Source organism: Nocardia sp. CA-128927 (genome assembly GCF_050955855.1).
Taxonomy (GTDB): domain Bacteria; phylum Actinomycetota; class Actinomycetes; order Mycobacteriales; family Mycobacteriaceae; genus Nocardia.
This window is the reverse complement of record NZ_CP192087.1, coordinates 3,100,643-3,126,410: the sequence shown is the minus strand read 5'-3', so window position 1 is coordinate 3,126,410 and position 25,768 is coordinate 3,100,643. Positions and strand designations below refer to the sequence as shown.

The 25,768-nt window shown below is 64.5% G+C and carries 24 protein-coding genes and 2 pseudogenes; 14 read left to right on the top strand and 12 right to left on the bottom strand.

The genetic code is table 11. The features are described from left to right. The first annotated feature begins 57 nt into the window (after window positions 1–57). Window positions 58–474, top strand: a complete 417-nt coding sequence (locus ACQPW1_RS14715) for a hypothetical protein (protein WP_433663272.1) — start codon at window positions 58–60, stop codon at window positions 472–474. A gap of 481 nt (window positions 475–955) precedes the next feature. Continuing rightward, the gene (lysM, locus tag ACQPW1_RS14710; protein ID WP_433663271.1) at window positions 956–1,435 is read left to right on the top strand and encodes a peptidoglycan-binding protein LysM; all 480 of its coding nucleotides are present in this window, start codon (window positions 956–958) and stop codon (window positions 1,433–1,435) included. Window positions 1,436–1,701: 266 nt separating this feature from the next. Here lysM and ACQPW1_RS14705 read toward each other — a convergent pair whose 3' ends face one another. Next, the gene (locus tag ACQPW1_RS14705) at window positions 1,702–1,788 is read right to left on the bottom strand and encodes an aldehyde dehydrogenase family protein (protein WP_433665235.1); all 87 of its coding nucleotides are present in this window, start codon (window positions 1,786–1,788) and stop codon (window positions 1,702–1,704) included. Window positions 1,789–2,014: 226 nt separating this feature from the next. Here ACQPW1_RS14705 and ACQPW1_RS14700 point away from each other — a divergent pair, with 226 nt between their 5' ends. Next, window positions 2,015–2,494, top strand: a complete 480-nt coding sequence (locus ACQPW1_RS14700; RefSeq protein ID WP_433663270.1) for a hypothetical protein — start codon at window positions 2,015–2,017, stop codon at window positions 2,492–2,494. A 106-nt stretch (window positions 2,495–2,600) separates the two neighbouring features. Here the strand turns inward: ACQPW1_RS14700 and ACQPW1_RS14695 are convergent. After that, window positions 2,601–3,487 (bottom strand): IS5 family transposase gene (locus ACQPW1_RS14695; protein ID WP_433665234.1). Its coding sequence is split into 2 segments (ribosomal slippage): window positions 2,601–3,389 and window positions 3,392–3,487, totalling 885 coding nucleotides; the frame shifts between segments, so codons are not numbered across the junction. A gap of 512 nt (window positions 3,488–3,999) precedes the next feature. On the opposite strand from ACQPW1_RS14695, the gene ACQPW1_RS14690 reads away from it, so the two are divergent. From ACQPW1_RS14690 to ACQPW1_RS14670, 5 genes are all read left to right on the top strand, one after another. Beyond that, window positions 4,000–4,452: an NTP transferase domain-containing protein gene (locus ACQPW1_RS14690; RefSeq protein WP_433663269.1), complete on the top strand. Its 453-nt coding sequence runs from the start codon at window positions 4,000–4,002 to the stop codon at window positions 4,450–4,452. Window positions 4,453–4,490: 38 nt separating this feature from the next. Beyond that, a complete protein-coding gene (locus tag ACQPW1_RS14685; RefSeq protein ID WP_433654082.1) occupies window positions 4,491–4,928 on the top strand; it encodes a hypothetical protein in 438 nt (145 codons plus the stop codon). After that, window positions 4,925–5,926 carry a transposase gene (locus tag ACQPW1_RS14680; RefSeq protein ID WP_433654083.1) on the top strand — a complete coding sequence of 334 codons (1,002 nt, stop codon included), beginning with the start codon at window positions 4,925–4,927 and terminating at the stop codon, window positions 5,924–5,926. The genes ACQPW1_RS14685 and ACQPW1_RS14680 overlap by 4 nt, the downstream gene beginning before the upstream one ends. A gap of 66 nt (window positions 5,927–5,992) precedes the next feature. Further along, entirely contained in the window at window positions 5,993–7,369 is a 1,377-nt protein-coding gene (locus ACQPW1_RS14675; protein WP_433663268.1) for an aminotransferase class I/II-fold pyridoxal phosphate-dependent enzyme, read from the top strand. Further along, window positions 7,366–8,298 carry a phosphatidylinositol-specific phospholipase C gene (locus ACQPW1_RS14670; RefSeq protein ID WP_433663267.1) on the top strand — a complete coding sequence of 311 codons (933 nt, stop codon included), beginning with the start codon at window positions 7,366–7,368 and terminating at the stop codon, window positions 8,296–8,298. Before ACQPW1_RS14675 ends, ACQPW1_RS14670 begins: the two co-directional genes overlap by 4 nt. Before the next feature lie 337 nt (window positions 8,299–8,635). On the opposite strand, the pseudogene ACQPW1_RS14665 reads toward ACQPW1_RS14670, so the two are convergent. After that, window positions 8,636–8,788, bottom strand: a pseudogene (locus ACQPW1_RS14665) (LicD family protein); the annotation flags it as partial. Between the two features lie 64 nt (window positions 8,789–8,852). After that, on the bottom strand, window positions 8,853–9,698 hold the full coding sequence (locus ACQPW1_RS14660) for a PIG-L family deacetylase (RefSeq protein WP_433663266.1): 846 nt from the start codon (window positions 9,696–9,698) through the stop codon (window positions 8,853–8,855). 48 nt (window positions 9,699–9,746) lie between these two features. Between ACQPW1_RS14660 and ACQPW1_RS14655 the strand changes: the two genes are divergently transcribed. After that, on the top strand, window positions 9,747–10,838 hold the full coding sequence (locus ACQPW1_RS14655; RefSeq protein WP_433663265.1) for a glycosyltransferase family 4 protein: 1,092 nt from the start codon (window positions 9,747–9,749) through the stop codon (window positions 10,836–10,838). Continuing rightward, a complete protein-coding gene (locus ACQPW1_RS14650; RefSeq protein WP_433663264.1) occupies window positions 10,835–11,689 on the top strand; it encodes a hypothetical protein in 855 nt (284 codons plus the stop codon). The genes ACQPW1_RS14655 and ACQPW1_RS14650 overlap by 4 nt, the downstream gene beginning before the upstream one ends. Here the strand turns inward: ACQPW1_RS14650 and ACQPW1_RS14645 are convergent. Beyond that, complete coding sequence (locus ACQPW1_RS14645) at window positions 11,664–11,855, bottom strand: AMP-binding protein (protein WP_433665233.1); 192 nt, start codon at window positions 11,853–11,855, stop codon at window positions 11,664–11,666. The genes ACQPW1_RS14650 and ACQPW1_RS14645 overlap by 26 nt on opposite strands. A gap of 376 nt (window positions 11,856–12,231) precedes the next feature. Here ACQPW1_RS14645 and ACQPW1_RS14640 point away from each other — a divergent pair, with 376 nt between their 5' ends. After that, on the top strand, window positions 12,232–12,441 hold the full coding sequence (locus ACQPW1_RS14640) for a DUF5988 family protein (protein WP_433663263.1): 210 nt from the start codon (window positions 12,232–12,234) through the stop codon (window positions 12,439–12,441). Window positions 12,442–12,677: 236 nt separating this feature from the next. On the opposite strand, the pseudogene ACQPW1_RS14635 reads toward ACQPW1_RS14640, so the two are convergent. Together ACQPW1_RS14635 and ACQPW1_RS14630 are read right to left on the bottom strand one after the other, a co-directional pair. Then, window positions 12,678–14,360, bottom strand: a pseudogene (locus ACQPW1_RS14635) (FAD-dependent oxidoreductase). Continuing rightward, window positions 14,360–16,162 carry a molybdopterin-dependent oxidoreductase gene (locus tag ACQPW1_RS14630; RefSeq protein WP_433663262.1) on the bottom strand — a complete coding sequence of 601 codons (1,803 nt, stop codon included), beginning with the start codon at window positions 16,160–16,162 and terminating at the stop codon, window positions 14,360–14,362. The pseudogene ACQPW1_RS14635 and the gene ACQPW1_RS14630 overlap by 1 nt, the downstream one beginning before the upstream one ends. Before the next feature lie 76 nt (window positions 16,163–16,238). Between ACQPW1_RS14630 and ACQPW1_RS14625 the strand changes: the two genes are divergently transcribed. Then, window positions 16,239–16,847 (top strand): TetR/AcrR family transcriptional regulator, encoded by a 609-nt coding sequence (locus ACQPW1_RS14625; protein ID WP_433663261.1) that lies wholly within the window; start codon window positions 16,239–16,241, stop codon window positions 16,845–16,847. A gap of 21 nt (window positions 16,848–16,868) precedes the next feature. Here the strand turns inward: ACQPW1_RS14625 and ACQPW1_RS14620 are convergent, their stop codons facing one another. From ACQPW1_RS14620 to ACQPW1_RS14600, 5 genes are all read right to left on the bottom strand, one after another. Beyond that, window positions 16,869–18,092 carry a helix-turn-helix domain-containing protein gene (locus ACQPW1_RS14620; RefSeq protein WP_433663260.1) on the bottom strand — a complete coding sequence of 408 codons (1,224 nt, stop codon included), beginning with the start codon at window positions 18,090–18,092 and terminating at the stop codon, window positions 16,869–16,871. A 345-nt stretch (window positions 18,093–18,437) separates the two neighbouring features. Continuing rightward, the gene (locus tag ACQPW1_RS14615; protein WP_433663259.1) at window positions 18,438–18,650 is read right to left on the bottom strand and encodes a hypothetical protein; all 213 of its coding nucleotides are present in this window, start codon (window positions 18,648–18,650) and stop codon (window positions 18,438–18,440) included. A 167-nt stretch (window positions 18,651–18,817) separates the two neighbouring features. Next, window positions 18,818–20,041 carry an IS110 family transposase gene (locus ACQPW1_RS14610; RefSeq protein ID WP_433653875.1) on the bottom strand — a complete coding sequence of 408 codons (1,224 nt, stop codon included), beginning with the start codon at window positions 20,039–20,041 and terminating at the stop codon, window positions 18,818–18,820. A gap of 185 nt (window positions 20,042–20,226) precedes the next feature. After that, window positions 20,227–21,198, bottom strand: coding sequence for a GNAT family N-acetyltransferase (locus ACQPW1_RS14605; RefSeq protein ID WP_433663258.1), 972 nt, complete (start codon window positions 21,196–21,198; stop codon window positions 20,227–20,229). Window positions 21,199–21,337: 139 nt separating this feature from the next. Beyond that, entirely contained in the window at window positions 21,338–22,459 is a 1,122-nt protein-coding gene (locus ACQPW1_RS14600) for a diguanylate cyclase domain-containing protein (protein ID WP_433663257.1), read from the bottom strand. A gap of 836 nt (window positions 22,460–23,295) precedes the next feature. On the opposite strand from ACQPW1_RS14600, the gene ACQPW1_RS14595 reads away from it, so the two are divergent. Further along, entirely contained in the window at window positions 23,296–24,885 is a 1,590-nt protein-coding gene (locus tag ACQPW1_RS14595; protein ID WP_433663256.1) for an N-acyl-D-amino-acid deacylase family protein, read from the top strand. Between the two features lie 286 nt (window positions 24,886–25,171). After that, window positions 25,172–25,618: a hypothetical protein gene (locus ACQPW1_RS14590; protein ID WP_433663255.1), complete on the top strand. Its 447-nt coding sequence runs from the start codon at window positions 25,172–25,174 to the stop codon at window positions 25,616–25,618. Window positions 25,619–25,768 lie beyond the last annotated feature (150 nt).

The following is a 25,768-nucleotide window of genomic DNA, read 5'->3' as shown; positions in this document are numbered from 1 at the left end:
GGTTGTCATGGGAAAATCCATACGGGTCGACAGCGGGTTGACCGGTGAGGAGACGACATGTCCGAGACCACGCCCGAGCGTGAAGTCACTGATGTGGGCACGATCCCGTCAACCGTGGTCGGCGAGGACACGTCGGGGAATGAGGCGGCGTCCGAGGAGCGTGGACTGGTGATCCCGTCGACGGTGATCGGGTCCGAAGAGACCGGGCCGACCACGATCTCGGCCAGCGAGTTCACCCGTGCGGACGTGGGCACCTTCAGCGTGCGGTACCGGGGTGCGGTGCCCCAACTCGTCGTCACCGGCGGAACAGTAGTGCCCTCGGTTCTCACCGTCGTGGACGGATCAGGAAACGTGCTGGCGAACTACACCGCAGGCCCGGCCACCCCACCGTCCAAGGCCCGCCGCATCCCCGAGGACCAGAACGAACTCGGTTGCGCCACCCCGGATTGCCTGCCCTACAGCCTGCGTAAGTAGACCTGTCCCCCAACCCGAGGACCACCTCGAGCCGACGCCGTTCATAATCCGACAGCCCCAGCGGGGGCACGGAAGTTCGAACGGCCCAAACCGAGGCCTGACCGCCGACAGCTCTCTCGGCGGTCAGGATCAGCCCCCGATTCGACCCCGCTCGCCCGCAATCAGAATTCGATCGGTAGGTCAGCTGGACCGGCTGGCCCACTGGACAGGTTCAACATACCCCTTCGAGGCGAGCGCGCGGCGGAAACCTACGCAACGGCGATCTTTCCGATTGGATGCGGAGCTGAGCGCGTATGTCGTATGCTGTTCTCGCACAGGCTGTTTCGTTTTTGATGGCGTTCATCGCGACGGGACGTCGATAGATTTGCCGCTTGCCTACGGAGCGGCAACTGCCATCAACACGGGTCCAGGGCGATCGACCTTGCCCCATAGCGGGACCCGGGCGTTGACATTGCTCCTTCAACTAATTCGGGAGAAAATGATGAGTCGTCTTTCTTTTTTCAAAGACGCAGGCGAGAAATTGATCGGGCGCAAGCCTGAGGAAATTGCGGCGGCTCCGAATGTCGAAGAACTGGAAGCCAATGCCGCGGATGCCATAAAGACCTATATCGGCGCGCAGGGCATCGACACCAGTGGTTTGACGATCACGTTCGACGCAGCTGCGTCGGCGGTCACGGTCAGCGGTGACGCGCCGGACCAGGCCACCCGCGAAAAGATCATTCTGTGTTGCGGCAACGTCAAGGACGTCAGGGACGTGGCCGATAATCTGACCGTTGCCGCCCCCGGCGACGAATCGCAATGGTACGACGTGGTCAGTGGGGATAATTTGTCGAAGATCTCCAAGCAGTACTACGGTGACCCCAACAAATACCAGCAGATTTTTGAATCCAACAAGCCGATGCTGAGCAGCGTGGACAAGATTTACCCGGGCCAGAAGTTGCGTATTCCGCCGCTGGCCTGAATTCGCGTCAGCAGGCGGTATCGCTCTCGCGAGCCGCCCGAGTACGCTCGGGCGGCCCCGGTCTCTGCGTGTCTCGGGCTGAGCTGGGTTCGCGACTGCGGCGGGCAGATAGATGGCCGGGAGGGGTTGAAGTGTTTCTGGCCGAACCTCTTTCGGTCGGCGCTCCCCTCCGGGCAACGTGCGGGCAGAGACTGTGGCCATCCGAACGTCCGCAACTAGCTGCGGAGCGCGTGGCTGGCGAGGCTGACCGTCAACGCGGCCGCATGTCAGCACGTACGGCGAGCTGCCAGCTGTGGATAGTTCCATGGCACGATCGCCGCGACTACACCGATCGGCTCGCGGCGCACGAGCATGCCGGCGCGCCCGTGCCAAATGCTCGACGTCGCCACTGGCGAAGGTCTCTACCGTTACGACACAAGCCCTCGGTGACCGACCGCGTGACGTCCACAGTCAGTCGAGAAACGTACATCGAAGAGATGAAATCTGTTCGATCGCAACCAAATCCAGATTGATAGGGTGCAGGCTTGACGTAGCGGCGGCATACCAGCGTGCGGCTGCAGAGGAGCGGAAGGCATAGCCATGGCCCCCAAAAACGGAGACGTCCGCATCATCATCACCGGCGGTGAGATCAGCAGCGTCGACAAGCTCTCGTTCGAGTACCTCACCCAGTACAACCCGCCCGACGGCAAAACTTACAGCTCGTACCTGCTCTATACCAACGCAGGCACCATGGTCAACCATCAACGATTCCAGTTCGTGGACCTCAAAGAAGAAGCCGACGGCTTCTCGTGCAGGCTCAAGATGACCGAGGGCTACTACAAGGACTACTGGCTCGACTCCAAAGATGGTTACCTGCAAGCCTGGTCGTCGAGCGACACACGCTGGCGATTCATCGACAAAGGCCCCTACTACCACTGGCACCAAGGCACCGGCGACCCGTCAGCCAGCAAGCTGGTCAGAGTCCTCACCGAAGAGATCGCGCCGAAAGCCTTCTACATCCGGGCACAAATGGGTGAACCACGCGACGAGTCGGCACAGTTCAACATCCTCGAGTGGTAACCGACCCCGGTAGACGAGTACGCGGCTAATGGAACCCGTGGTCGCGTCGAAGGTTCGGCCCTAGCCAGTGTTTTGAAAGTGGGTGAGGGCGGGCAGGTGCCCGCCCTCACCCGTGTCGGAGCCATTGGTCGATGGCTGTGATGTGGACGGTGGCCTGGTAGCGGACGGCGAGTTTGTCGTATCTGGTTGCCATGGCACGGTTTTCCTTCAACTGGCCGATACCGCATTCCACGGCATGGCGTTGCTTGTAGTCCTCGGCGTCGAACGCTGGTGGTCGCCCACCGGCGGAGCCTTTCTTCTTGCGGTTGTCGGTTTGGTCGGTCTTGATCGGGATGGTGGCTTTGATCCCGCGTCCGCGCAGGTGTGCGCGGTTGGCGCGGGAACTGTAGGCCTTGTCGGCGCGCACCCGCTCGGGCCGGGTGCGCGGGCGTCCCTTCCCGAGGCGGGGCACCGCGATACCGGCGAGCACGGCGGTGAACTGTGGGCTGTCGCCGCGCTGACCGGCGGTGATCAGGAAGGACAGCACCTTACGGCCCTGCTCGGACGCCAGGTGGGTTTTGGTGGTCCATCCACCACGGGAACGCCCGAGCCCGTGATCGGCGGGCTCGATGTCGACCCCGCCAGGCGGCTCGGACTGGGCGTGGCCGTCGCGGCGGGCCCCGGCGGCATGCCGATGCGCTCGGGCGATGGTGGAATCCACACTCACCTGCCACCCGATGCGACCGGCGGCATCGGCGAACGCTTGCAGCATCTTCCAGATCAGCGTCCACACCCCCGCACGCTGCCAGCGACGGAACAGCCCATATACCGTCTGCCAGTGCCCGTAATACTCGGGCACGTCCCGCCACGGTGTCCCGCATCGGGTGCGCCATCGAATCCCGTCGATGAGCTGTCGTTTCGTCCACTTCGGCGGGCGGCCCGCCTTTTGCCACGAGGCAACAGCGGTTCCAGCCGCGCCCACTGGGCATCGGTCAGATCCGCGCGCCTCGCCACCGATACGCTGGTCACGAGGTCTCCGGTATTCAGGTTCTTCTTCGTCGCTGAACCATCTACCGGAGACCTCCCTTCATCTGGTCACCGACACGCCAACGCAGGCAACACCTTCCGCATTCCACGGGTTGAGGGGCGCCGCTACACGGCGCCCCTCAACCCGAAACACTTTCAAAACACTGGCTAGTCGACTGCCGCGCATCGCCATGGGGAGCGCGCACCCTGGCCATCAGGCGGGTGCGGCAGTCGCACAAGCTCTCGCACCTGCGTCGATGTCGGTGTGCCGTCCCATGACGTTAGTTACATGAGACAGCACAGCTCAGAGTGCATCTTCGACCGTGGTGTGGATCGGAACCGAAGGCAACGACGTCGGGCGGGAGGTAGCTTGCCCATTGGATGGATTGCTTCGGATCTCTTGTCGCAGTCGATCTCTGGGTTTGCGGCAGCATCTCGTGTGATGATCAGCTGGGTATTCGCGCAGGCATCTGTGTGTCTGCGCCGTGAGGAGCGTGGTTGTGGCGGTGGCAGGGTCGCCGGTGCGGTTGGCGGTGGTGCTCGCGGCGGGGTTGGGTACTCGGTTCGGGATCGCGACCGTGCCGAAGCCGCTGGTCGCGGTGGCGGGGGTACCGATCCTGCATCGGACGTTGGCCGCCCTTGTCGAGGTGGGGGTGCGACGTGTGGTGATTGTTGTCGGGCATCGGGCCGCGGAAATCGTTGCGGCCGTTGGGGAAGTGTTCGACGGGATCGCGATTACCTATGTGCACTCCGATCGGTATCAGGAGACGAACAACGCCTACTCGTTGTGGCTGGCGCGGGAGCATTTGGGCGATGACCTGTTTCTGGTCGAGGGGGATGTGGCGTTCGATCCGAAGGTGCTGTCCCGGTTGATGTCTCGCCCCGAGTCTGCGGTGCTGGCGGTGGCGCCGCCCTCTCTGTCAGGCTGTGGTGAGACACTCGGACTTCCCTGAGTTCACTGTTTGAGGGCATGACTGGAGCAGCAATCCCCATGAGTAGCCCGAACCCCGCGGCCCGAGGTGGTGGGCCGGTTGATCCGGCGCCGAAGCCGACGCGGCGGACCTTCACCGCCCAGTACCGCGACAAGATCATCGAGGAGTACCGTGACGCCCCGCACGGGCAGAAGTCCGCGGTCCTGCGCCGTGAGGGTCTCTACCAATCCCAGATCGCCGAGTGGACCCAGGCCCGCGCCGCGAAGCTTTCCGGCGCCGCCCAGCACGCTGCCCGGCGATCCAGTGAAGCGGTCGCATCCCAGGCCGTGGACACGGCCGGGTGTCGGGAGAACCAACGTTTGACGCGTGAGAATGCCCGTCTGGCAAAGCAATTGAAGCAGACGGAGGCCGCGCTCGAGATCATGGGAAAACTGCATGTGCTTTTGGAATCCATCTCCGAGAGCACGGGCACAGCGCCGCGACCGACCAAGCCATGACCGACGCCTACGGCGACCTACGGGCCGTCGAGGTCCCTATCCGCCGGGCCTGCACGCTGATCGGGCGGGCACGAGCCACCCACTACCGCCATCAGCGCCCACCGATCCAGGGGCCCAAACCCGCGCGGGCGGTCCCGGGTAACGGTCAAGGGCTCACCGCCACCGAACGCGCCCATGTGCTCACGGTGATCAACTCAGCGCCCTACGCCGACCTGGCGATATGCCAGATCTGGGCGCGGGAACTCGACGAGGGTAACTATTGGTGCTCGATGTCGAGCATGTATCGCATCGCCGCGGGCGCCGGTCAGAACCGGGAACGGCGACGACAGGCCACCCATGCGGCGAAGGTGAAACCCGAACTCCTCGCCGACGGCCCGTCACAAGTGTGGACCTGGGATATCACCAAACTACGCGGCCCTGCCAAGGGTGTCTGGTTCCACCTGTATGTGCTCATCGACATCTACTCCCGCTACAACCCGTCCTGGATCGTTTCCCACCACGAAAGCGCTGAACTGGCACAAGAATTCATCGACGAGGCCATCGCACGCAACGGCGCCATCCCGCACACCGTCCACGCCGACCGCGGCCCGTCGATGACATCGGGGCTGGTCTCGGAGCTGCTCACCAACCTCGGTGTCACCCGATCCCATTCCAGGCCACGGGTATCCAATGACAACCCCTTCAGTGAGGCGCAGTTCAAGACCCTCAAATATCTTCATGATTTCCCGAAGTCCTTTGCCTCCCTGGCGGATGCGCGGTTGTTCCTGGAAGGATTCTTCAACGAGTACAACCACATCCACCGCCACTCCGGTATCGGCTGGCACACCCCCGCATCAGTGCACTTCGGCACCGCCGACGCGATCGACGAGGCCCGCCAGATCACCCTGACCGCCGCCTACCACGCCAACCCCGCCCGCTTCGGCCGCCGACCCACCCCACCGAAAATACCGGCCATCTTCTACATCAACGAACCCACACCCCAACCCCAAATCAACTGATCAGCACTGTCTCACTTGACTTGACAAATTCCGCCGTGGCGGCCGGAGTTCGCAGGCACCGTCGCGGTGGTCGAGGACGGCACCGTAACGGAGCTGAGACTCGCGCAGCGACAGCGACCGGAGCAGCGCCTCGACGAAACCGTCAAGACTGTGAATGTGGCGTTGTTACGCCGGACCTACCTCGACGCGGAGTTCCGCGGCGGGCTCGAGAGACTGATCCATAGTGGTGGCGAAAATGCTTTCTACGAAACCGTTTTCGCCGACACGGTGAGTTGTGGGCGCCACGAGTTGGGTGCGGTGGACTGCGCAGATCTGCGCTGGTATGAGGTGGACAGTCCGGCAGATCTGGTGCGAGCCGATTACGTGTTCGGCACGCCTGAACAGCGTTTGGCATTCTTGGACGGACAGCATGGTGGCTACTGGCGCCACGGCGTCGTCGACCATCGAATGTTGGATAATCCGTGGTTCCCGCCTGCTGCTATGACCGCCGCGATGGCGGCGGAGTTCCCGGACGCGATGCGGCACTATCCGCCGGGTCAAGCGGCGTTCGGTGCCTTGCTCGCCGCTGTGGTTGGTCAACCGGTCGAGCGGCTAGTGGTCGCGAATGGCGCCTCGGAGCTCATCAAGGTTCTCGGCCCGCTGTTGGGTCGGGTGGTCCTCACCGTCCCTAACTTCAATGAGTACGAGCAGGTGCTCTCGGGTGGTACCGCGCGCCGGTTCGAGCTGGTGGCACCGGGTTTCGCGCTCGACCCGGACGAGCTGTTGGACGCCGCCGGGCCGGGCATCGATGCGGTGATCGTCACCTCACCGAACAACCCGACCTCACAGCTGGTGCCCCGCGAGGACCTGCTGCACTTGGCCAAGGAGCTACGCGATGTCGGCGCCCGGCTACTGGTGGATGAGTCGTTCATCGACTTCTCCGGGCAGGCGGCCAGTGTCGCCGAGGATGTCACCGACCACCCCAACCTGGTCGTGATCAAGAGCATGAGTAAGGCCTACGGCGTCGGTGGAATCCGGTTGGGCTACTTGGCCACCGCCGATCTCGACTTCGCCGCCGCGGTTCGCGCCGAGCTGCCGATCTGGAATCTGAACGGCATCGCCGAGTCGTTCCTGCGGCTGTTGCCCCATCATGCTGCCGATTTCGCGGAAAGTCTGCGCCAGGTCCGTGCCGCGACCGCGCAGCTCTACGACGGTCTTTGCGCGCTCGGGCTCACCTGCTGCCCGCCGGAGGGAAACTTCGTCCTCGTACGGCTCCCAGATCCGTGGACAGGTGCTGCGGCCGCCCTCGCGCTGTTCGAACACCACAGCCTGCTGGTCAAGCATTGTGCCGGTAAGTCCATGACCGATGGTGAACGGTATTTGCGGTTGGCCAGCCGCACTGCGTCCGACAATGACCGCCTTGTCGCCGCATTGGCCGCCATCCTCGAACAGGGGCCGTCATGACACCTCAGTCGGCGGCGGCGGACTGGATGGCGGAACTGTCCGACGGTGCCACGCTGGCTGATCTGACCATCCCCGGCACGCACCAATCCTGCGCCCGCTACGCCGGACCCAGTTTCGGTTTCCTCCAATGTCAGAACGTCGGGTTCGACCTCGATCAGCAGCTCGATGCCGGTGTGCGCTACCTCGACATCCGCTGCCGCGCACATCGACGGCAGTTACGCGTGCATCATGCCTCGGTCTTCCAGCACAAGACGTTCGAGGACGTCCTGTCGACGTGCGGCGCTTTTCTGGCGGCTCATCCAGGAGAGACGATCCTCATGCGGATACGGCAGGAAGCATCGTCGGTGACACCGGAAGCGTTCCGGGCCTTGCTGATCGATCACACCTCGACCCTGCCACACGGCGATCTGCTGCGATGGCACGGCGCATTGTCGTCGCTCGGCGCGGTGCGCGGCAAGATCACGTTGATCAGCGGTCCACCCTGCGTCGGCGGGATCGCTTGGAAGGGCGCTCTGATGGATGTTCAAGACGACTACGAGGTGCGCACACTCGAAACAAAGACCCGCGCCGTGGTCGAGCACCTACGGCGAGCGGCCTACCTGCCGAGCGGAATGACCCGGCCGTTGTTGGTGAATCACGCTTGCGGCTACCGCTTTCCGCTCCTGAGTCGTCGCCGGATCGCACGATATGTGGTCCCCCGGATCAGCCAGGTGATGCGCGAGCTCGGCGAGTCGGGCGCCCCGGGGGGACTGGGTGTGGTCGCGTTGGACTATGCGGATGAAGCTGTCGAGCTCGTCGAGCAGCTCATCGCGTGGAACGCCCCGTTGCGGACGGTAGGGCTGGTGGAAAAGTGTCCAGAGTCCTTGGGGGCCAGTGTTTCAGCTCCGGAAAGCGATAGGGATCGAAGTGCGCTTCGGTCGCCCAGGTAGGTCCGTACGCGGTGGTGAGGTACCGACGGACCACGTCGAGGGGCGGTGCGGTCAGCTGCAGCGGCCCGAAAGCGTAACGGTGCAATGACTCGAAGCTTGCGCCGTCGAAATACTCGCCGGGCCACCGGTGCCGCGCCGTGGGAGAGGCGAAGGTCCATCGGCCGGCGGGCCGCTCGATCATGGCGAAGATATCGACATAGGGGAAACGAAACCGATGCCAGGGCCGCAACTTTCGCCCGCTCAACGGGTACACCTTGATCAGGGAGAAGGCCATCTCCCGCCCGATCGCGAACCCGCGGTCAGCGAGAAACCCGCGCGACTCACCCAACAGTCGCGGTAGATCGCTCCGGCGGACACCGACATCACCATCGGAGTCCCAGGGAATCATGCCACCGTGGCGGACCGCACCGAGCAACGTACCGCTGATCGCCAGATACGGAATCTCCAAGTGCCCCAACAGTGCATCGGTAATCTCCAGGCAGGCATACACCTGGTCGACCAGGCGCTGCGGGACCCGAGGAAACGGCTCGGCGATGTGCTCCACGTCTGTCGTCCTATCCGTTGTCAGCGTCGACGAACCCGTCGAGCGGATGGGTGTAAGCCGTTCCCTGCGGCAGGCCACGCTGGACGTAGTACTCGGTACCCAACCCCCACCGGAATACCGGTCCGGGCAGCCGCAGCAGCCCGGCCAGAGTGCGCGGGGCCTTCCCGCCGGTGGCCTGACTGGCATGTGCGGCCACCGCTGCCCGCTTGGCCGCACACCACCGTCGCACATCAACGCGGTGAGTGAGCACCGCCCGAGCGACGAAGGCATTGTCGAATTGCCCTGGCGCGAGCCGAGGAAGACCAGGCCAGCGCACGGCGCGCAGCGGTCCGGCGAAGGGAATCCCGAGCAGCTTGGCGGCCTGGACCAGCCGTTCACGATCGAAGGTGGCTTCCAGGACAATCGGTGTCCCGGCCAGCGCTGCAGCCCGGTAACCGACCCGATGTGCCTGCACATGATCTGGATGACCGTAGCCACCGGCGGGGTCATAGGTCGTGAGCAGATCGGCCTGCTCACGGCGCAGAATCGCGGCCAGCCGCAGCGCCGCCTCCTCAGGGTCGGCGGCACTGAACGGAAACGTCTCGTGCGCCACCGGATCCGACCACCCCGAGTCGGCATAGCCCAGGAATTCGACCGAGGCACAGCCGAGCACGTCAGCGGCGACCCGTGCTTCGGCGGTGCGCAGCGCGCCGAGCGCCTGACCCCGGGCTACCCCGGCGGCCAGTCCCTGCTCGCCGTCGGTCGCGAAAACGACGACAACCCGATGTCCTTCTGCCACAAGGCGTGCCATCGTCCCGGCGGTCAGCAATGCCTCATCGTCGGGATGTGCGTGGAAGAACACACAAGTCCGTTGCATGGAAGAAAAGCATGCCGGACACGCATCGTTCATGGGACGGTTCACACCATGATCGTTCATGTCACCGACGTCTTCGCCCCACGACTCGGCGGCATCGAGATACAGGTCGCCGGTCTGTCCGCGGCGCAATGTTCCGCCGACGAACAGGTGTGCGTGCTCACCACAACCCCCGACGGCGGCAGCGGCCGAGACGATTTCAGCAGTGGTTACCCGGCGTATCGAACGACCGTCGGTCAGGCAGGGCGGTTCCTTGCGCACCTGCAACCACAAGTTGTGCATGTTCACCTCAGCGTGGTTTCACCGCTGGGTTGGGTCGCGATTCAGTGGGCGCTGCGCTCAGGTGTGCCGACGGTGGCCACCGTGCATTCCCTGTGGGATCGCCCAACCCGCGTCGCGTACCGACGGCTGGCGCGCCACGGAAGGTGGGCACACAGGTTGGTCGTCACCGCGGTCAGTGATTGCACGCGAGAGCTCGTGGACGAAGCGATCCCTGGTCTCGATGCCGTCACCGTCGCCAACGCAATCACGCTGTCCCGCTGGCGAACTACGCCGCGCAGACACCACAACACCGGCGAGGTGCATGTCGTGGCGGTCGGACGGCTGGCACCCCGACGACGACCGATTGCGCTGCTCGATGTTCTCCGGATCGCCGAGCGGCGACTACGACCAGGAATCGCCTTGCGTGCCACGGTCGCCGGGGATGGCCCCCTTCGACCCGCAATGACGGCATACCTACAACTGCATGGCATGACCGGACGAGTGCATCTCGCAGGCAGTCTCGAGCCTGCCGCGCTCGCTGCCTTGCTGGGCAGCGCCGACGTGCTGCTGAATCCGGTGCGGCGCGAGGCATTCGGCATCGCAACCTTGGAAGCGCGCACTGCGGGCGTGCCGGTCATCGCGCTGGCCGGGACCGGCGTCGCCGACTTCGTTCGCCACGATGTCGAGGGCCTGCTCTGCGCAAGCACCGACGACTTGGTCGACAGCCTGGTCGCCTTGGCCGAAAACGCGGACGTGCGCGGTCGAATCGCTGCTCACAACCACTCCACGAGCCCGACTCTGTTCGACTGGCCTGCCGTTCTGGACCAGTTCGATGATTGCTATGCACGGGCATCCGTGCTCGCCGACTCGGAGCACCGATGACCCGCCGCCCGCCCGGCTCGACCGGTAACTTTCAGCGCACGATCGACCGGTTCCGCCACCTCACCGCCACCGGAGTCGCCACAGACGTGCTCCGAGCCGCGAAGCTGGCGATCACCGACCCCCTACCACAGCCTGCGTCGTCTCGTTCGGAACGAATCGTCGTCAGCCTCAGCACAATTCCCGAACGAGCCACCCGGCTCCGCCCGACCTTGCGCAGCCTGCTCGACCAGACGTGCCCCGCCGACCGGATCGTCCTCGCATGGCCCGCAACCACATTCCGAAACCACCGCCCCTACCCACCGGTGCCGCCCATACCCGCCGGTGTCGACATCCTGCCGTGTGAGGACTCGGGCCCTGCCACCAAACTCATCCCCGCAACCATCGCCGAACCCGACTCGATCCTCGTTATCGTCGACGACGACGTCATCTACCCCCGAACATTCCTCGCTGACCTGCTCCGCGCGCACCGCACCCACCGCGACGCCGCGCTCGGGCTCCGTGGCTGGCACATCGCCTCGGGCATCGACTGGCCCCGCCACATCTTCGGCACCGGTATCACCGAACCCGTCAGCGTCGATGTGCTGCTCGGCACCTGGGGAATCCTCATACCGCCGACCGCCCTCGGCCCCGACATCAGCGACTTCACCGGCTGGCCACCCGAAATCCGCTGGGCCGACGACGTCTGGACCAGCGGACACCTGGCTCGACGTGCCATCCCCCGCCTCGTCATCCCGGCCACCGGCCTCCCCATCGAAACCAGAACCTCAACCATCAACGCACTCAGCACCGGCATCAACCGCACCGGAACCGGCTACCACTCCGGCATCAGCGCATTCCAACAATGGTGGTAATCACAGCAATCAGCCCGTGGCCGTCCGCCGTCCATGCCATCGCTTCGATGCTGCGGTGGTCGAGCAGCGCGCCCTTGGGCTTGCCGGTGGTATCGCTGGTGTAGATGATCAGCGCCAGTTCCTCTTCGACCACCTCGGCGTCGTGTTGCGGACCATTGGGGCTGATTTTTCGACGACACCAGGATCTCTAGAGTGCCGGTGAATTGGGCCGAAGAACGAACGGATGCCTCCCGCCGGATATACCACAAATAGCGTGGCGAATCCGTCGCTGATGATCGAGGCCAATGCCGCGCAACCATATCCTCGGCCTCGCCCTCCAAATGAATTTGGATCGCGTTCACACATTTGGTTGGGGTCGAGAACCGCCCGGGAATTGGACCGGAGCGCCACACTGCATGCCAGGCCAACAATCGACAGTGAACACCACCCAAAAAATCTCGGCGATGCGTCGCGGCTACTGGTTTACCGTCGACCGTACGAGGGCCCTGCTGCCGGGCCGCCAAGGCTCATCAGGCTCTCGCAACAACGAGCAGGTGGTCATCATGTCGCAAACGATCGAGGTCCGTCTTGTCGGTGGACCCTCCGGCGTCCCGGACTGCTGGGAGATCGACGCCCTCCACACCTACCAGCAGGTGAAGGTCCCCCGCCTCGGCGGATACGAACACTTCGATCCCACCGGTACCCACATCGCCCACGACGGTTGCGACCTGCCCGTCTACCAGTGGTCCTATCGGACCCGCATCGCCGAATAGTCCAGCAACCGAACAAAACTCACCCCCTGGCTCGGGAGCGGAGGCCGTGCGGCAGCTCGTGACTTCGATGAGCTGATGCGTCGCCCTGACGCTGCGGACGCCCTCCTTCGCCAAAGTGCGCTGAAATCGGCCGTCACAGCCAAGTGTTCTGCAAAGCGGGTAAAACCGAATCGCCATCAACTCCGAAGGCGCACTACAGCTTCCCGCGAACCGCCTCGCCCGAATCACCCACGACCTTAGAGCTGAGGTCGTTGTGCCGCAGAGCGCAACTCGGCGATGCTCGTGATCTTGTCGCGTGGCTTGCCCCGGTCGCGTCCCCGCTGGCGCTCGGTAGCATCGATCGCCCGCCAGCCGGTGAGGTCCAGCGCGTCGGGCCGGCGTCGGCGGATGAGGTCGGCGAATTGCGCGGTGCTCGTCTGCGGTGTCGGGAGACGTCCGGCGGAGAAGTCGGCGAGTAGGTGCGCGACGGTTTCCTGGGCGCAGGATTTGTTGGTGCCGAGCACGCCGGTGGGGCCTCGTTTGATCCAGCCGGTCACGTAGACGCCGGTCAGCGCAATGCCGTTGTCTGGGTGGCGGACTCGGCCGGCGTCGTTGGGGAGCACGGCTCGTGTGTTGTCGAAAGGCAGTCCGGGATCACTGTGCCGCGGTAACCGATCGCGCGCAGTATCAGTCCGGTCTCGATGAGCTCGACGGTGCCGGTGTCGACGGCGCGCACGGTTCCGGATTCATCCGTTTCGAGTCGGTTTCGGGCCAGTCGGAGGCCGGTTACCTGGTCGGTGCCGAGGATCTCGACCGGCGCCGCCAGGTAGCGCAGGATGATCCGGCGGTTTCCGGGTGTGGTTGCGCGGGTGGAGTATTCGGCGGCGATCCGCGTCTTGTGGCGTAGCGAAGCTGCACTGGCCGGGTTGTCCACCAGGGCACGGCTGACCGCGTCGAGTTCAGCCTCGACCGGATCGGTGATCACGTCCACGCCGGGTATGTCCGACAGCGCGAGTAGCTCTGGTGTGGTGTACGCCGCCTGTGCGGGTCCACGTCTGCCGACGACGACCACTTCCTCGATATTACTGTCCCGCAGCGCGGTAACCGCATGGTCGGCGATATCGGTCCTGGCAAGCCGATCGGGGGACCGTGACGAGGATTCGGGCGACATCGAGTGCGACATTGCCGTTTCCGACGATGACCGCCCGGGTCCCGGACAGGTCGAAGGTGCGCTCGGCGTAGTCGGGATGCCCGTTGTACCAGTTGACGAACTCGGTCGCCGATACGCTGCCCGGCAGGTTTTCGCCCGGAAGGCCGAGGGCCCGGTCGCCTGCCGCACCGTAGGCGTAGATCACGCCGTGATGGTTGTCCAACAGTTCGGCGTGCGTCAGGTGGGTGCCGATCTCCACGTCGAGATATAGCCGGAAGCGAGAGTCGGCCAGCACGGAATCAAAGGTCTTGGCAATGGATTTGGTGTGCGGATGATCCGGTGCTACCCCCGCGCGGATCAATCCGCCCGGAGTCGGTAAGCGGTCGAACATAGTGACCTCGACGCCGGGGTATTTCAGCAACTCTCGCGCGGCATAGCAGCCCGCCGGACCGGATCCGACGATCGCGACGCGCAGCGGATCGGCCACCTCCACCGGGACCGGAAGCTCGACCGCACCCAGGGCCTGATGGATCGGATTGTCTTCGTAATAGGCGGCATTGATTTCTAGGTACCTGGTGTCGATGCCGATCAGCGCGGCATCCCGGATGATCGCGTCGACCGGGCAGGTCGGTACGCAGACCCCGCAGTCGATGCAGGTGGCCGGGTCGATATAGAGCATTTCGGTAGTGGCGAAACCAGGTTCGTCCGGACCGGGACGGATGCAGCCGACCGGGCAGACCGCGACACAGGAGGCGTCGTTGCAGCACGCCTGAGTGATGACGTGGGGCATCAGAATTCGCCTTCCGACGGACCGTACACCGCAGCGGTTGCCGGGAGTGGTTCGACCGCCACCGGCAGCCCACAGAACGCCGCGTTGCCGGAGACGTCGAGCCGATCAGGGTCGGTGATGTCGTTGATGCTGCTTCCCGCAACACGATTGGCGACACCGAGCCGAGTTTCGGGACGGCCGTGACCGAAGCCGTGCGGCAGGCTCACCGTGCCCTCCATGATGTCGATGGTCTGTTCGACGTCCACCCGGATCGCCCCGACGGTGGAGCGCAGCAACGCCGCACCGTTGGAAAGGCCATACCGTGCCGCATCATTCGGGTGCATCAGCAAGTGATGTCGCGGATCGCCCGCTACCAATCGCCCGGAGTTGTGCCCCCACGAGTTGTTGCTGCGCACGTGCCTGCGGCCGATGAGCCGCAGCGGTAGCTCGGGATCATGCTCGTCGCGTGCGAGATCGGCGGCCAGCCGCTCGAGGTCGGTGGCGATGATGTCGGGGAGCAGGTGGATCTTGCGGTCCTTGGTGCGAACCCGGTTGGCAAATCCGGTCCGCAGCGGGCCGAGGTCGACACCGGACGGGGACGCCAGCAACGCCGCGACCGACAACCGGGCAGGACCGCTCCGCAGCAGCAGGTCCACCAGTCGACGCGGCGACAACCGTAGCCGCACTTGGGCTTCCGCGTTCTTGGCGTTCAGCAGTTGCTTCAGCAGTCCCGATCGTGAGCCGGCGAGCTTGCGCTGGTAGGCCAGCCCCAGATCGCGGAAGAGCTCCCAGTCATGCCGCGCCCCGGCTGGTTTCGGCAGCACAGCGGGTGAGTATTTCGCCGTGTTGTGGACTGCCAGGGCACGGAAGACGAGATCGTAGTGGTCGCGTTCCAGCGCGGGAGTCGGCGGCAGGATGATGTCGGCGAGCCTGGTGGTCTCGTTGAGGTAGAAGTCGATCGCGACCATGAAGTCCAGTTGCGCCAGTCCGGCAGCCAACCCGGACCCGCCCGGGGTGGACAACACCGGGTTGCCGCTGATGGTGACCAGCCCGCGGACTTGTCCGTCGCCCGGGGTGGTGATCTCCTCGGCCAGCACCGCGACGGGGAGTTCGCCGCCGAACGGCCGTGCGCCACGCACCCGGCTCCGGCGCGACCCGAAGCCGCCCCGGCCGAGAATTCTGGTGACGTCGCTCGCCGGGTCGGTCACCAGGGTGCCGCCTGCCCGGCCGAGATTTCCGGTGACGATGTTGAGCAGCTGGATCACCCAATGGCACAGGGTGCCGTACTGCTGAGTGGAGACACCAATGCGGCCATAGCATGCCGCGCCGTCGGCGGCGGCAAATTCCCGGGCCAGCCGCACGATGGTGGCGGCAGCCACCCCACTCACTCGGGCGGCGACCTCGGGAGTGAAACCAGCTATGGCCGTACGCATCTCAGCGAACTCGACGACGTAGTCGGGCAGTCCCCCGACACCATCGGCCAGCACCACATTGAGCATGGCCAGCAGCACGGCGGCATCGGTGCCGGGACGGACGAAGACATGTTCGTCTGCCACCGCGGCGGTTTCGGTGCGGCGCGGATCAAGCACGACCACCCGGCCGCCGCGCTCCTGGATCTCGCGTAACCGCCGCGACATTCCGGGTGCTGTCATCATGCTGCCGTTGGACGCCACCGGATTGGCGCCGAATACCAGCAGATACCGAGTGCGCTCCAGATCGGGCGCAGGCAGGATCATCTGATGCCCGTAGAGCAGCCACGAAACGACATGGTGGGGCAGTTGATCGACCGAGGTAGCCACGAAGTGATTGCGCGTGCGCAGCATCGAACTGAACAGCGTGCCGTGCGACCGAACCCTAACATGAATGTAAATCAGATTTACATTCTGCTACGATGATCACATGCCCGAGGCAGGCCGGGTCCGGCGGACACCACGACAAACACGCAGTCTCGAACGCGTCGATCGGATCCTCGCCGCCGCCGCGGCGTTGGTGCAGGAAGGCGGCGTCGAGGCCGCTACCACAACAGCGATCGCCGCCCGTGCGGACGTCTCGCCTGCCGCGCTGTACCAATTCTTCGCCAACCGAGATGCCGTGCTGGAACGACTGATCGCCGATCACGTCGAAGAGTTGGACCGCAAGCTGGCCGCGGAATTGACCACCCTCCGCCCGGACAGCATCGCCGCGGCGATCGACGCATTCATGACCATTCACCACACCCATTACCTGGCCCACCCGCAGTTCGTGGCGCTCTACTACGGCGGCAGGCAAAGTCGGGGCATCACCGCCGACGTCCACGCACATCTGAATCGCTTGGTGGACATGTGCTACTCGGGCCTGATCGGCAGCGGACTGCTCCCGCACGAAACCGACCGCCGAGCCATCGAGGTTGCCGTAGAACTCGGCGACCGAGTATTCGAACTCGCCTACCGACACGGACCTGACGGCAGCGACTGGATCATCGCGGAAGGCACCTCGGCCCTCACCCGTTATCTGGAAGCGCACCAGTAGGGACTCCGGGGCGTGGCGCGGTCATGCGAGTCCGGCGGCTCTGCATAGTTTGACCAGGTCTCGCCTGATCAGATGGTGGTCGTGGCGGGCGAGTCGCTGCAGGGCGCGGTGCGCCATCCAGTCGTAGCGAATGTCTTCCGGGCAGGCCAGCTCGGCTTGTTGCAGCGCGAAGACAGCGGCGAAGTCGGAACCAAGGAGGCTGTAGGCGTAGGCGGTCGTCAGATAATAGTGAACTCGGAGGTCGACATGGGCGCCGTCTGGTATTTCGGTGTTCGCGGCCAGCTCTACCGCGTCATCGATCTTGCCGAGTTGCAATGCGATTTTCATCGCGGTGATTGCCACTTCGGTATCTCCGAACCTCACTCTATGGTCGACAGCAGCGTGGTCCATCTTTTCGGCGATCGACCAGGCAGCTGCCACGAGATCCTGGGATTTCGACACGTCGGCTACACCCGCGGCAGCTTCGGCGGCGGCCAGTTGCAAGGCCCCGTACGGGGATTGGGCAGACAGGGACGCCGAAGCCAAGCGATGAGACGCCGCGAGCGCGTAGTCCCGGCTTTCGGCGTGATAGCCCAGCGACAGCAATGCGCTGGACACGTGCCAGGAGCTTGCGGCAACCAGGGTCGGTGTCGCTGTCCGGGCGAGGATGCCGCTCGATCGGTCGGCGACAAGCCATGCGAGGTGATAGGCACCCATCTGGGTAAGCAGCAATCGGGCGAGATGGTAAGCGTCGACCATCAATTGGTCGGCCTCGTCGGCTTGCCCGTTCTGCGTTTCTTGCGTGGATGCGCGAATCGACCGCGCTGCCACCAGCACACCGGGCAGTCGAGCGGCGAGTTCGCTGTATCGATGGCTCGAGTTGAGCCAGATGGCCCACAATTCCTCGAGCGCGGCACGCGCCGCATTCAATGAACGTAGAAGTGGCGCGCCTGCCGCAGGTAGAGCCCGCGTGGATGGATGGTCCATGATGGCTCTGTTGAGCGGGGTGAGCTCCAAGCCCACGTTGCGTGCGGCGGAATGGCTAGGGGGCGGCCAGCCGATCAACTCCTGGGGGTTGTCGAAGTGGAGCACTTCGGCGAGCCGAGAGGTCATCTGGATGCTGTCCAAGCGGGTTTGACCTTGTTCGATCTGCCGCAGCCACTCCTCGCTGCGACCGACGAGTTGCGCGACAACCCGACGGGACAGGCCGAGTCGACGGCGGCGCAACTCGATACGCTCTGCAATGGTCAAGGCACCGCTATTCACTGTGGTCTGAACCTTTCATCACGTCCACGCACGCTGGGCGAAAGCCCTTGTCACTCAAGGCTGATCCGCATCCGGCGGGGTTCAAGCGAATGATCGGACGAATTTACATATCCCGGACATCTCCTACAGCCCAGGTGGTCACTTCATCGACCAGACTGCACGTCGCGCAACGCGACGCCAATCCGGTGTTCCACGAGAAGGAATACACCCGCAACCCGTTGCGCTCGACCGCCACCGCCCCAACTAGTGGTGGAGGAGCTAGCGGAATCCGTTGCGGCACAGCGGTCGGCGATTGCGTCAGCGGGTGGCGACGCCCGCCCTGCCGACGCTGGGCCGCCCGCACCGTCAGCGTCGGCCCGGATCAGTCGCCGCGGAAAAGTTGTCGGCAATCTCGCGGGCGCGGCGGGCAGCGGCACGGGCGCGCTCGGCGAGACGGCGGGCGTCGTCAGATCCGTTACGGCCGTGCGACGCGATCTCGTCGTACAGGCGGGCTCTATCGCCCTGGATCACGGCGAGCCTGCGGGCCGCATCGACCACACTCGCAACGGGCCCGACCACGCTGCGATCGAGACCCAGTCCTTGTCATCAGCACGTTGTGCTCCCGCGTCGTGCCGCGCTGCCGGTGACAGGCCGGCACTGTCCCGGCGGATCTGCTCATCGGTCGCCACATTCGCAGGGTACGACCGGCCAGCGCCAACAAGAAAGACATCCCAGGAGCTTGAATGTCAAGCAGCGGACTGCTGAGCTGGGTCGGGCCAGGCTGTGGTCTCGTTGTAGAGGGTTCCGGTTTTGAGGCAGCCGTGCAGGATCCCGACGAGTCGGTTGGCGAGCTGGCGTAGCGCGGCGTAGTGACCGACACCGCGGGCTCGCTGACGGTCGTAGTAGTCGCGGGCGCCCCGGGACCACATCAGCGCGGATTGCGCCTGGGTGGTGAGGGCGTCGATGAGCCGGTCGTTGTGTACGAACCGGGCCAGGGCGACCTTCTTCTTGCCCGACGCGCGGGTGATCGGGGAGGTGCCCGCGTAGTTCTTGCGGGCTTTGGCGCTGCGGTAGCGGTCGGGGTCGTCACCGAACTCTGCGAGCACCCGGGCACCGAGGACCTGTCCCAAACCGGGCTGGGACGCGATGATCTCAGCGGCCGGGTGCTGCCCAAAATGCGCCTCGACCTGCCCCTGCAACGTCTTGATCTGGGTGTTGAGGACAGTCAGGACCGCCAGCAGCGCCTGGACCGAGGCTGCGTAGGCCTGCGCCACGACCTCGGGCTGGCCGAGCTGCTCGCTGCGCAGTGCGGCCGCAATAGCGGTGGCTTTGTCGGCGACGTTGCGGCGGCGCGCCCGCTTCAACGCGGCACTGATCTGGGGGATCGTGAGCCGGGCCGCCGCAGCTGGGGTGGGTGCTTTGGCGAGCAGTTCCAGGGTGTCGGCGGCGTCGAGGTCGTCGAACGCGGCCAGCGCGGCGGGGAAGTAGTCACGCAGAGCGTGACGCAACCGCTGGGTGTGGCGAGTTCGGTCCCAGATCATCGTCTTGTGAGCACGGGCCACCACCTTCACGGCCTCGGCTCGCGCGGAATCCCCAGCGACAGGTCGCAATTCGTGGGAATGGGTGCGGACCATATCCGCCAGCACGTGAGCGTCACCAGCGTCGCTTTTGGCACCCGAGACTCCCAGCCGGTCCCGAAACCTGGCCGCCTGCAATGGATTCACCGCCAGTACCGTGTATCCGGCGGCGACCAGCGCCCCGACCCAGGGACCGCGGTCGGTCTCGATCCCGACCAGGACCTCGACCTCGTCGGCGTCGTCGACCAGGCCGCCGAGGATCGCGTGCAGTCTCGCCATTCCGGCGACGCCCTCGGGCACGCGCGCTTTGGCCAGGCGGCGCCCGGCGGTGTCCATCACCTCCACGTCGTGGTGGTCTTCAGCCCAGTCATCTCCTACGAACAGTCGCAACAATCCTCCAATTGCTAATGCCGATCACCGTCGAGCAGCCAGCAGGAGAACCATCAGCGACCTAATCAAGCAGTGCTCACGCCCATTCGGGCGGGCACGACATCCCAGCAGCGATCAACTCTCCCGGCCTACCGGCAGGGGCACGGTCTTTCTCCAGGACTCGAAGTCCAGGGTGCGAAAGTGCTCACCTACCGGCCGGCTACTACCAGGAGTGTGCCGGATAGCTCACTCCCAGAACTGATTAGGGTGCCGCCGCCACCGACGACACTTCCATCCGGCACTGATTCGACCGACCACGGCGTGGACATCACTGTCGAATGCGTGGACCACCGCGGCGGTGCCCGGTCGACCTGGGGCGGCACGTCGCGGACGAGGCGAGCGGTATTGGCCACGAGCCGGTAGACGGCGACACCGTCGGCGGCCCGGCGACACGACACCGGCTCGAACCCTGCGATGACCAGCGCCCGCAATTCGGCGCGAATGCGGCGACGCAGTCCATGCGAGCTATCCAGGCGCAAATAGTCGCTATCGGCGGGGATCGCAAGCAGCATCGTCTCGATATCGGCCTGCGGATCGATCACCGGATCACCGAATACCAGCCCAGGTGGTGGCTCCGGCCAGCGACGGGCGGGTACCGACGCGTCCCACTCGACGATGATCCGATCGGTGGGATGCCCGCGGTCACGTCCGTTGTTTTCGATGCCGTAGAAATTGGGCACGAAATCGCGTCCGCGGGCCGCCAGCACATCGAGGTAGAAATAAGCATTGTCGGCGCGCAGCGGGTCATAGACCCACCGGATGGTGCGCAATCCGCACGCGAGTGCCATCTCGCGCAAGTGATACATCAGCGCGCGGCCGACGCCGGTGCCGCGGTGGTCGGGCCGGACCACCAGCAGTTCCATGTAGTGGTACAGCGAGGCGGCCTGCCCCGCACCGCCTTGGTCGCGACCGAGGAAGCCGTAGGTGAATCCGGCCAGTTCCCCACCCGAGTAGGCGCCGAGCGCGATACCACCGTTACGGGCAAGGGCGGCCAGCAACCGTGCGCTCGGCGCGGGATCGCCACGCCGCAGCGCAAAAACTTCCCGATACAAAGCAATCGCGTCCGCCAGCTTCTCGGACCCCTCGAGTTCGCCAACGACGATGCTCGTCACCGGTGTCATGCCACGAAGTTAGCGAACCCGGGGGCTGGCAAGTCAACGCAACGTGCGATTAGTGACCGCTCAGTTACTGAAACGCAACACCCACAGGCACGACTCGATCAGAGGGCACCTACGTCGGTTGTTACCGAAATCCGCCTTTTTAGTGCACCGCACCCTGGACGCCTATAACCACAACGGTGTTGCCGCCCAACTGTTTTGCCTGATACATGGCCGAGTCCGCGCGATGAAACAAGGTCTTATCCCGCGCGTCGATATGCTCGACCTCCGTACCCGCAGGTTCATATGTTGCCGCCCCGACGCTGGCGGTAATCGTGATCGGCAAATCGGGGATCGTTTCGATCGCGTTGCGAAGGCGCTCGGCGAGAACGCCTATGTCTGTCTTCCGCAGATAACCAACGACGGCGAATTCCTCACCGCCGGTGCGCGCGACGGTAGCACTCGACGGAGCCGCAGCACGCAGGCATTCGGCCGTTCGCACCAGCACCTCGTCGCCGAAGGCGTGACCGAAGGTGTCGTTGACGGATTTGAACCGATCCAGATCCAGCGCCACGACATACACCCCAGCGTCGACGCAGCGCCCGACGAACCGCGCCAGGCGCGAGTCGAGGCCGCGCCGATTCAACAACTTGGTCAACGGATCCGACAACGCATCCAGCCGAAGTAGCCAGTGGCAGAACTGCACGGTAGGGAGCACGACGCAGGTCACGACCAGATTGGCCACCACGATCGCGGCGCCGAGGGCGAAGTCACCCGCACCGGGTCCGGTATGCGCAGGCACCCCGATGACCAACATGGTCGTCAACAACACAATCGATAGCAGTGACCAACCCAGGTGTATCGCCAGGACTCGCGGACCGTGGAAGATCGTCACGTATCCCCCGGAAGTGACCAGCATGACGATGCCCAATGCGCCGAGCAGGCGGTCCTGGACCACCACGTTGCTCGCGGTGATGCCGATATCCATCACCGCGACCCACATGAGTGACTCGACTTCCCGCGGCCACGGCAACAACCACCAGCGCAATGCGAACAGCCCGGCGATCGCGGGCCCGACGACGGCCTGTAGCTCCCCTGACGACCCCTTCTGGCCAACGTCCGACATCAAGATCAGCACCGTGATCACCAGCATCCCCATGCCGCCGGATCCGATCATGAACTTCAACGGCCGCAGCGCAGAATGGGATTCGAATGTTTCCAGCAGCCAGCGGTAATCGACCCGGTCTTGCCACCAGGCTCGAAATGTCGAACGGATATCAGCCACCGAATTACCGCCTTAGACCGGCAACCGATCACCGGTCGGTCAGGGATAAAGCTCTCGGACAGAGATCGCGCGCAAGACAGGAACCGACTCTAACCGGAATTACCGGACTTTCCCGTGAGGGGAGTCACTGTGCGTCGAAGGCGACTCGTGCCCGCGACCTGACGTCGGTCGATGACCTTCCTACCCGCCGCCCTGGACGACCTCGACACCTTCGCTTCGACAGCCGGGCAGTCGTCCGCAGCGATGTGAGCTCGCGAACAGGTCACCGCAGCCGGGCCGAGCACGAAGCTGGATGCCCGCGGCAGCAACCCTCGGCGGCCATACCGGTCGACCGCACGCTTTCCAATTCGCGAACGACTTCGCCTGCCAAACTATTCGTGCGATCGAGTACCAATTATTTTGGGAGGGGGACCGACCAGACGAGCCTATGCTGACCGGGCGTCGAAATGTCACTCTGCTCGTATGCGGCGTACCCGATGGGACGCGGTAGGCGCGGCCACTTCCGCCGGGTCTTACCGCAGGAGTGAGCGATGGTTACTCGGCCCGGGGAAGGACGAGTCAACGACCAGCCGGTAAACCGAGAGGCCGTCGGCAGCCCTGCGGCACGACACTGCTTGAAATCCGTCCGCGATCAACAGGTTCGAACTCGTGCGGATCCGGTGTTGCAGCGGGGCCAGAACCGAGCCGTGCCGATGCGCTGGGTCGGGAGCGATTGCCAGCCGTCGTCGTGCGCGCCGAGCGCTATGCCGCTATTGCGTGCCGATGCGGCCAGCAATCGTGGGCTGGGTGCGGGGTCTTCGGGTCGAAGCGCGACCCAACAATGAACGGTGGGGGCGATGAATTGGGATCTGCTGGTCCGCGGCGGCACCGTCATCGATGGCACTGGTCGACCAGGTTATCGGGCTGATATCGGGATCGCGACCGGCCGAGTTGCGGCGGCAGGCAGCCTCAACGGTGCGCGGGCCGGTATCGAAATCGACGCAACGGGACGGTATGTCGTCCCGGGTTTCATCGACACCCATGTGCACGGCGACGCGTCCGTGTGGGATCCGGCAGTGCAGTTGGCGGCATTGCGGCAAGGTGTCACCACTTTTGTCCTTGGTCAGGACGGGCTGTCGTTCGCACCTACCAGCCCGGCGGCCCTGACTTGGGTTTCACGCTACTTCTCCGCGGTCAACGGCCCATGGTCAACGCCAGCCACCCAGTGCTCGCAGTCAACGGGAACCCAGGCAAGAAATGGTCGATCCGGACCACAACTCAGCGTCGCCGAATTGCTGTCCCTCTATCACCATACGACCGCCCTGAACACCGTGTACCTGCTTCCGCACGGAACGATTCGACTCTGCGTCATGGGCAACTCGCCGAACGCACCCGATGCCCAACAGCTGGCGGCGATGGTCAGGCTGGCCGAAGAAGGCCTCGACGACGGCGCGGCAGGGGTCTCCTCGGGCTTGAGCTATCTACCGGCCCGCTACGCCGCCGTCGACGAACTGGCCGCCGTCTGCCGACCGGCCGCCCGACGGGGCCTGCCCTATGTGACCCACATGCGCACCTACGGCGCCGCGTCCGCAAGCGGCATGGCAGAGGCTTGCGCCATCGCCAGACAAGCCGAGATCGCGGTACACATCTCGCACTACCACGGACCAAGCACATTGTTGACCGAACTCGTCGACAACGCATTGAGCGCCGGCATCGACCTCACCTACGACACCTACCCCTATCTCCGTGGCTGCAGCATCCTCGCCAGGATGCTGCCCGACTGGCTCGCCACCGCCGACCTCGACCGGACCCTCGACATACTGACAGAGCGCAAGACCCGCCTGCGGTTGGCCGAGGAGATCGAATCCGGGACATGGCAGCAAGTCACGCTCGCCCACGTGCCTAGCGCGCGCTACGGCTGGACGATCGGGATGCGGTTGTGCGATGCCGCACGCCACCTCGGCCGCGCTCCCGCTGATTTCTGCGCTGATCTGCTCATCGATACGGCGCTGGGCGCGGGCGTGGTCTTCGACCATCCGGATAGCGAAGACTCGATCAGTGAGTTGCTTCGACACCGTGTCCACATGGGCGGATCCGACGGAATCTACGTCGCGGGGCATCCGCATCCGCGCGGGTACGGCACGTTCGCCCGGCTGCTGCGCCGCCACGTCCGAGAGCTCGGCGACTGGTCGTGGGAGCAAGCAGTGGTCCACCTTTCCGCACGCCCCGCCCAGCGTTTCCACTTGCCCGACAGAGGCACTATCGCCTGCGGTCAGGTCGCGGACCTGGCGATCATCGATCCGGCCACCGTCGGAGACCGAGCGACGTATACCGATCCCAATGTCTTGGCCAGCGGTATCGATGACGTCATCGTCGCAGGCACGCCGGTACTGACGGCCGGAAAACTGACCGGCCGGTTGCCGGGCATTCCGTTACAAATATGCTGAAACACCTGCTCAATTCGGCCGAACTAGCTTGAAATACCCTGCGGGGGTTATGACGCGGCCGGTTGATGAAGCTGCGGCGAGCCGCAACGATAAATGACTCGTCTCGGCGATATCTTGTCTGTGGATTATCTGACGCTCGTACCAGAAGCAGTTTTCATCCAGCCCGGCTCGCGTACCGAAGTATCAATCGGGACCTGCTCGTCCTGGACGACATGAGCGTCGACGTCGACGGGTAACGGCAGGACCTCCCTTGCCCATGCCTTCGATCGACAGGAGATAGTTGTCCATGAAAGCTTCAAAGATCGTCTCAGGTGTCGCGGTCTGCATGGCAGCCGCCTCGATGACCGGGTTGTCGGCAACCGCTGACGCCAAGGTGGAACCTTCCATCGCGATCGACTCGGTTGCCGCCGGGGCCTCCGACGACGGTGAAGCCGCGGGCAGTGTAGACGTCACCGTCACCTACAGCTGTGCAAAAGGCGAGGCCACCACGGTCAACGTTCTTGTGCGACAGCGTGAACCGAAGGCCTCCGAGACACAGCCGGTTGGTGAGTTCTTCACCGATGCCACCTGCGACGGAACCAAGCAGGAGAACAAGAAACTCAATGTCACTTCGATCACCGCGGACGAATTCGCGGCGGAGGGAACGGGGCTTGTCGTAGCAACCCTGCTGAAGTCCGTTGACGAGAAGCCCGAAATGGTCGTCGTCGACGCCAGCGATCTCAGCTGGAAATAGCGATCGCGCCGTAGCGGAAAGCGCATGCATCCCCTTCCGGACACCGAGGGAGTCGCAATCCATTGCAGCACAATGGATTGCGACTTTCTTGTTTCTCGACCGCGGCTACTACGACAGCCACGAAGCGGCACGTAGCCGAGCACCGCGTCC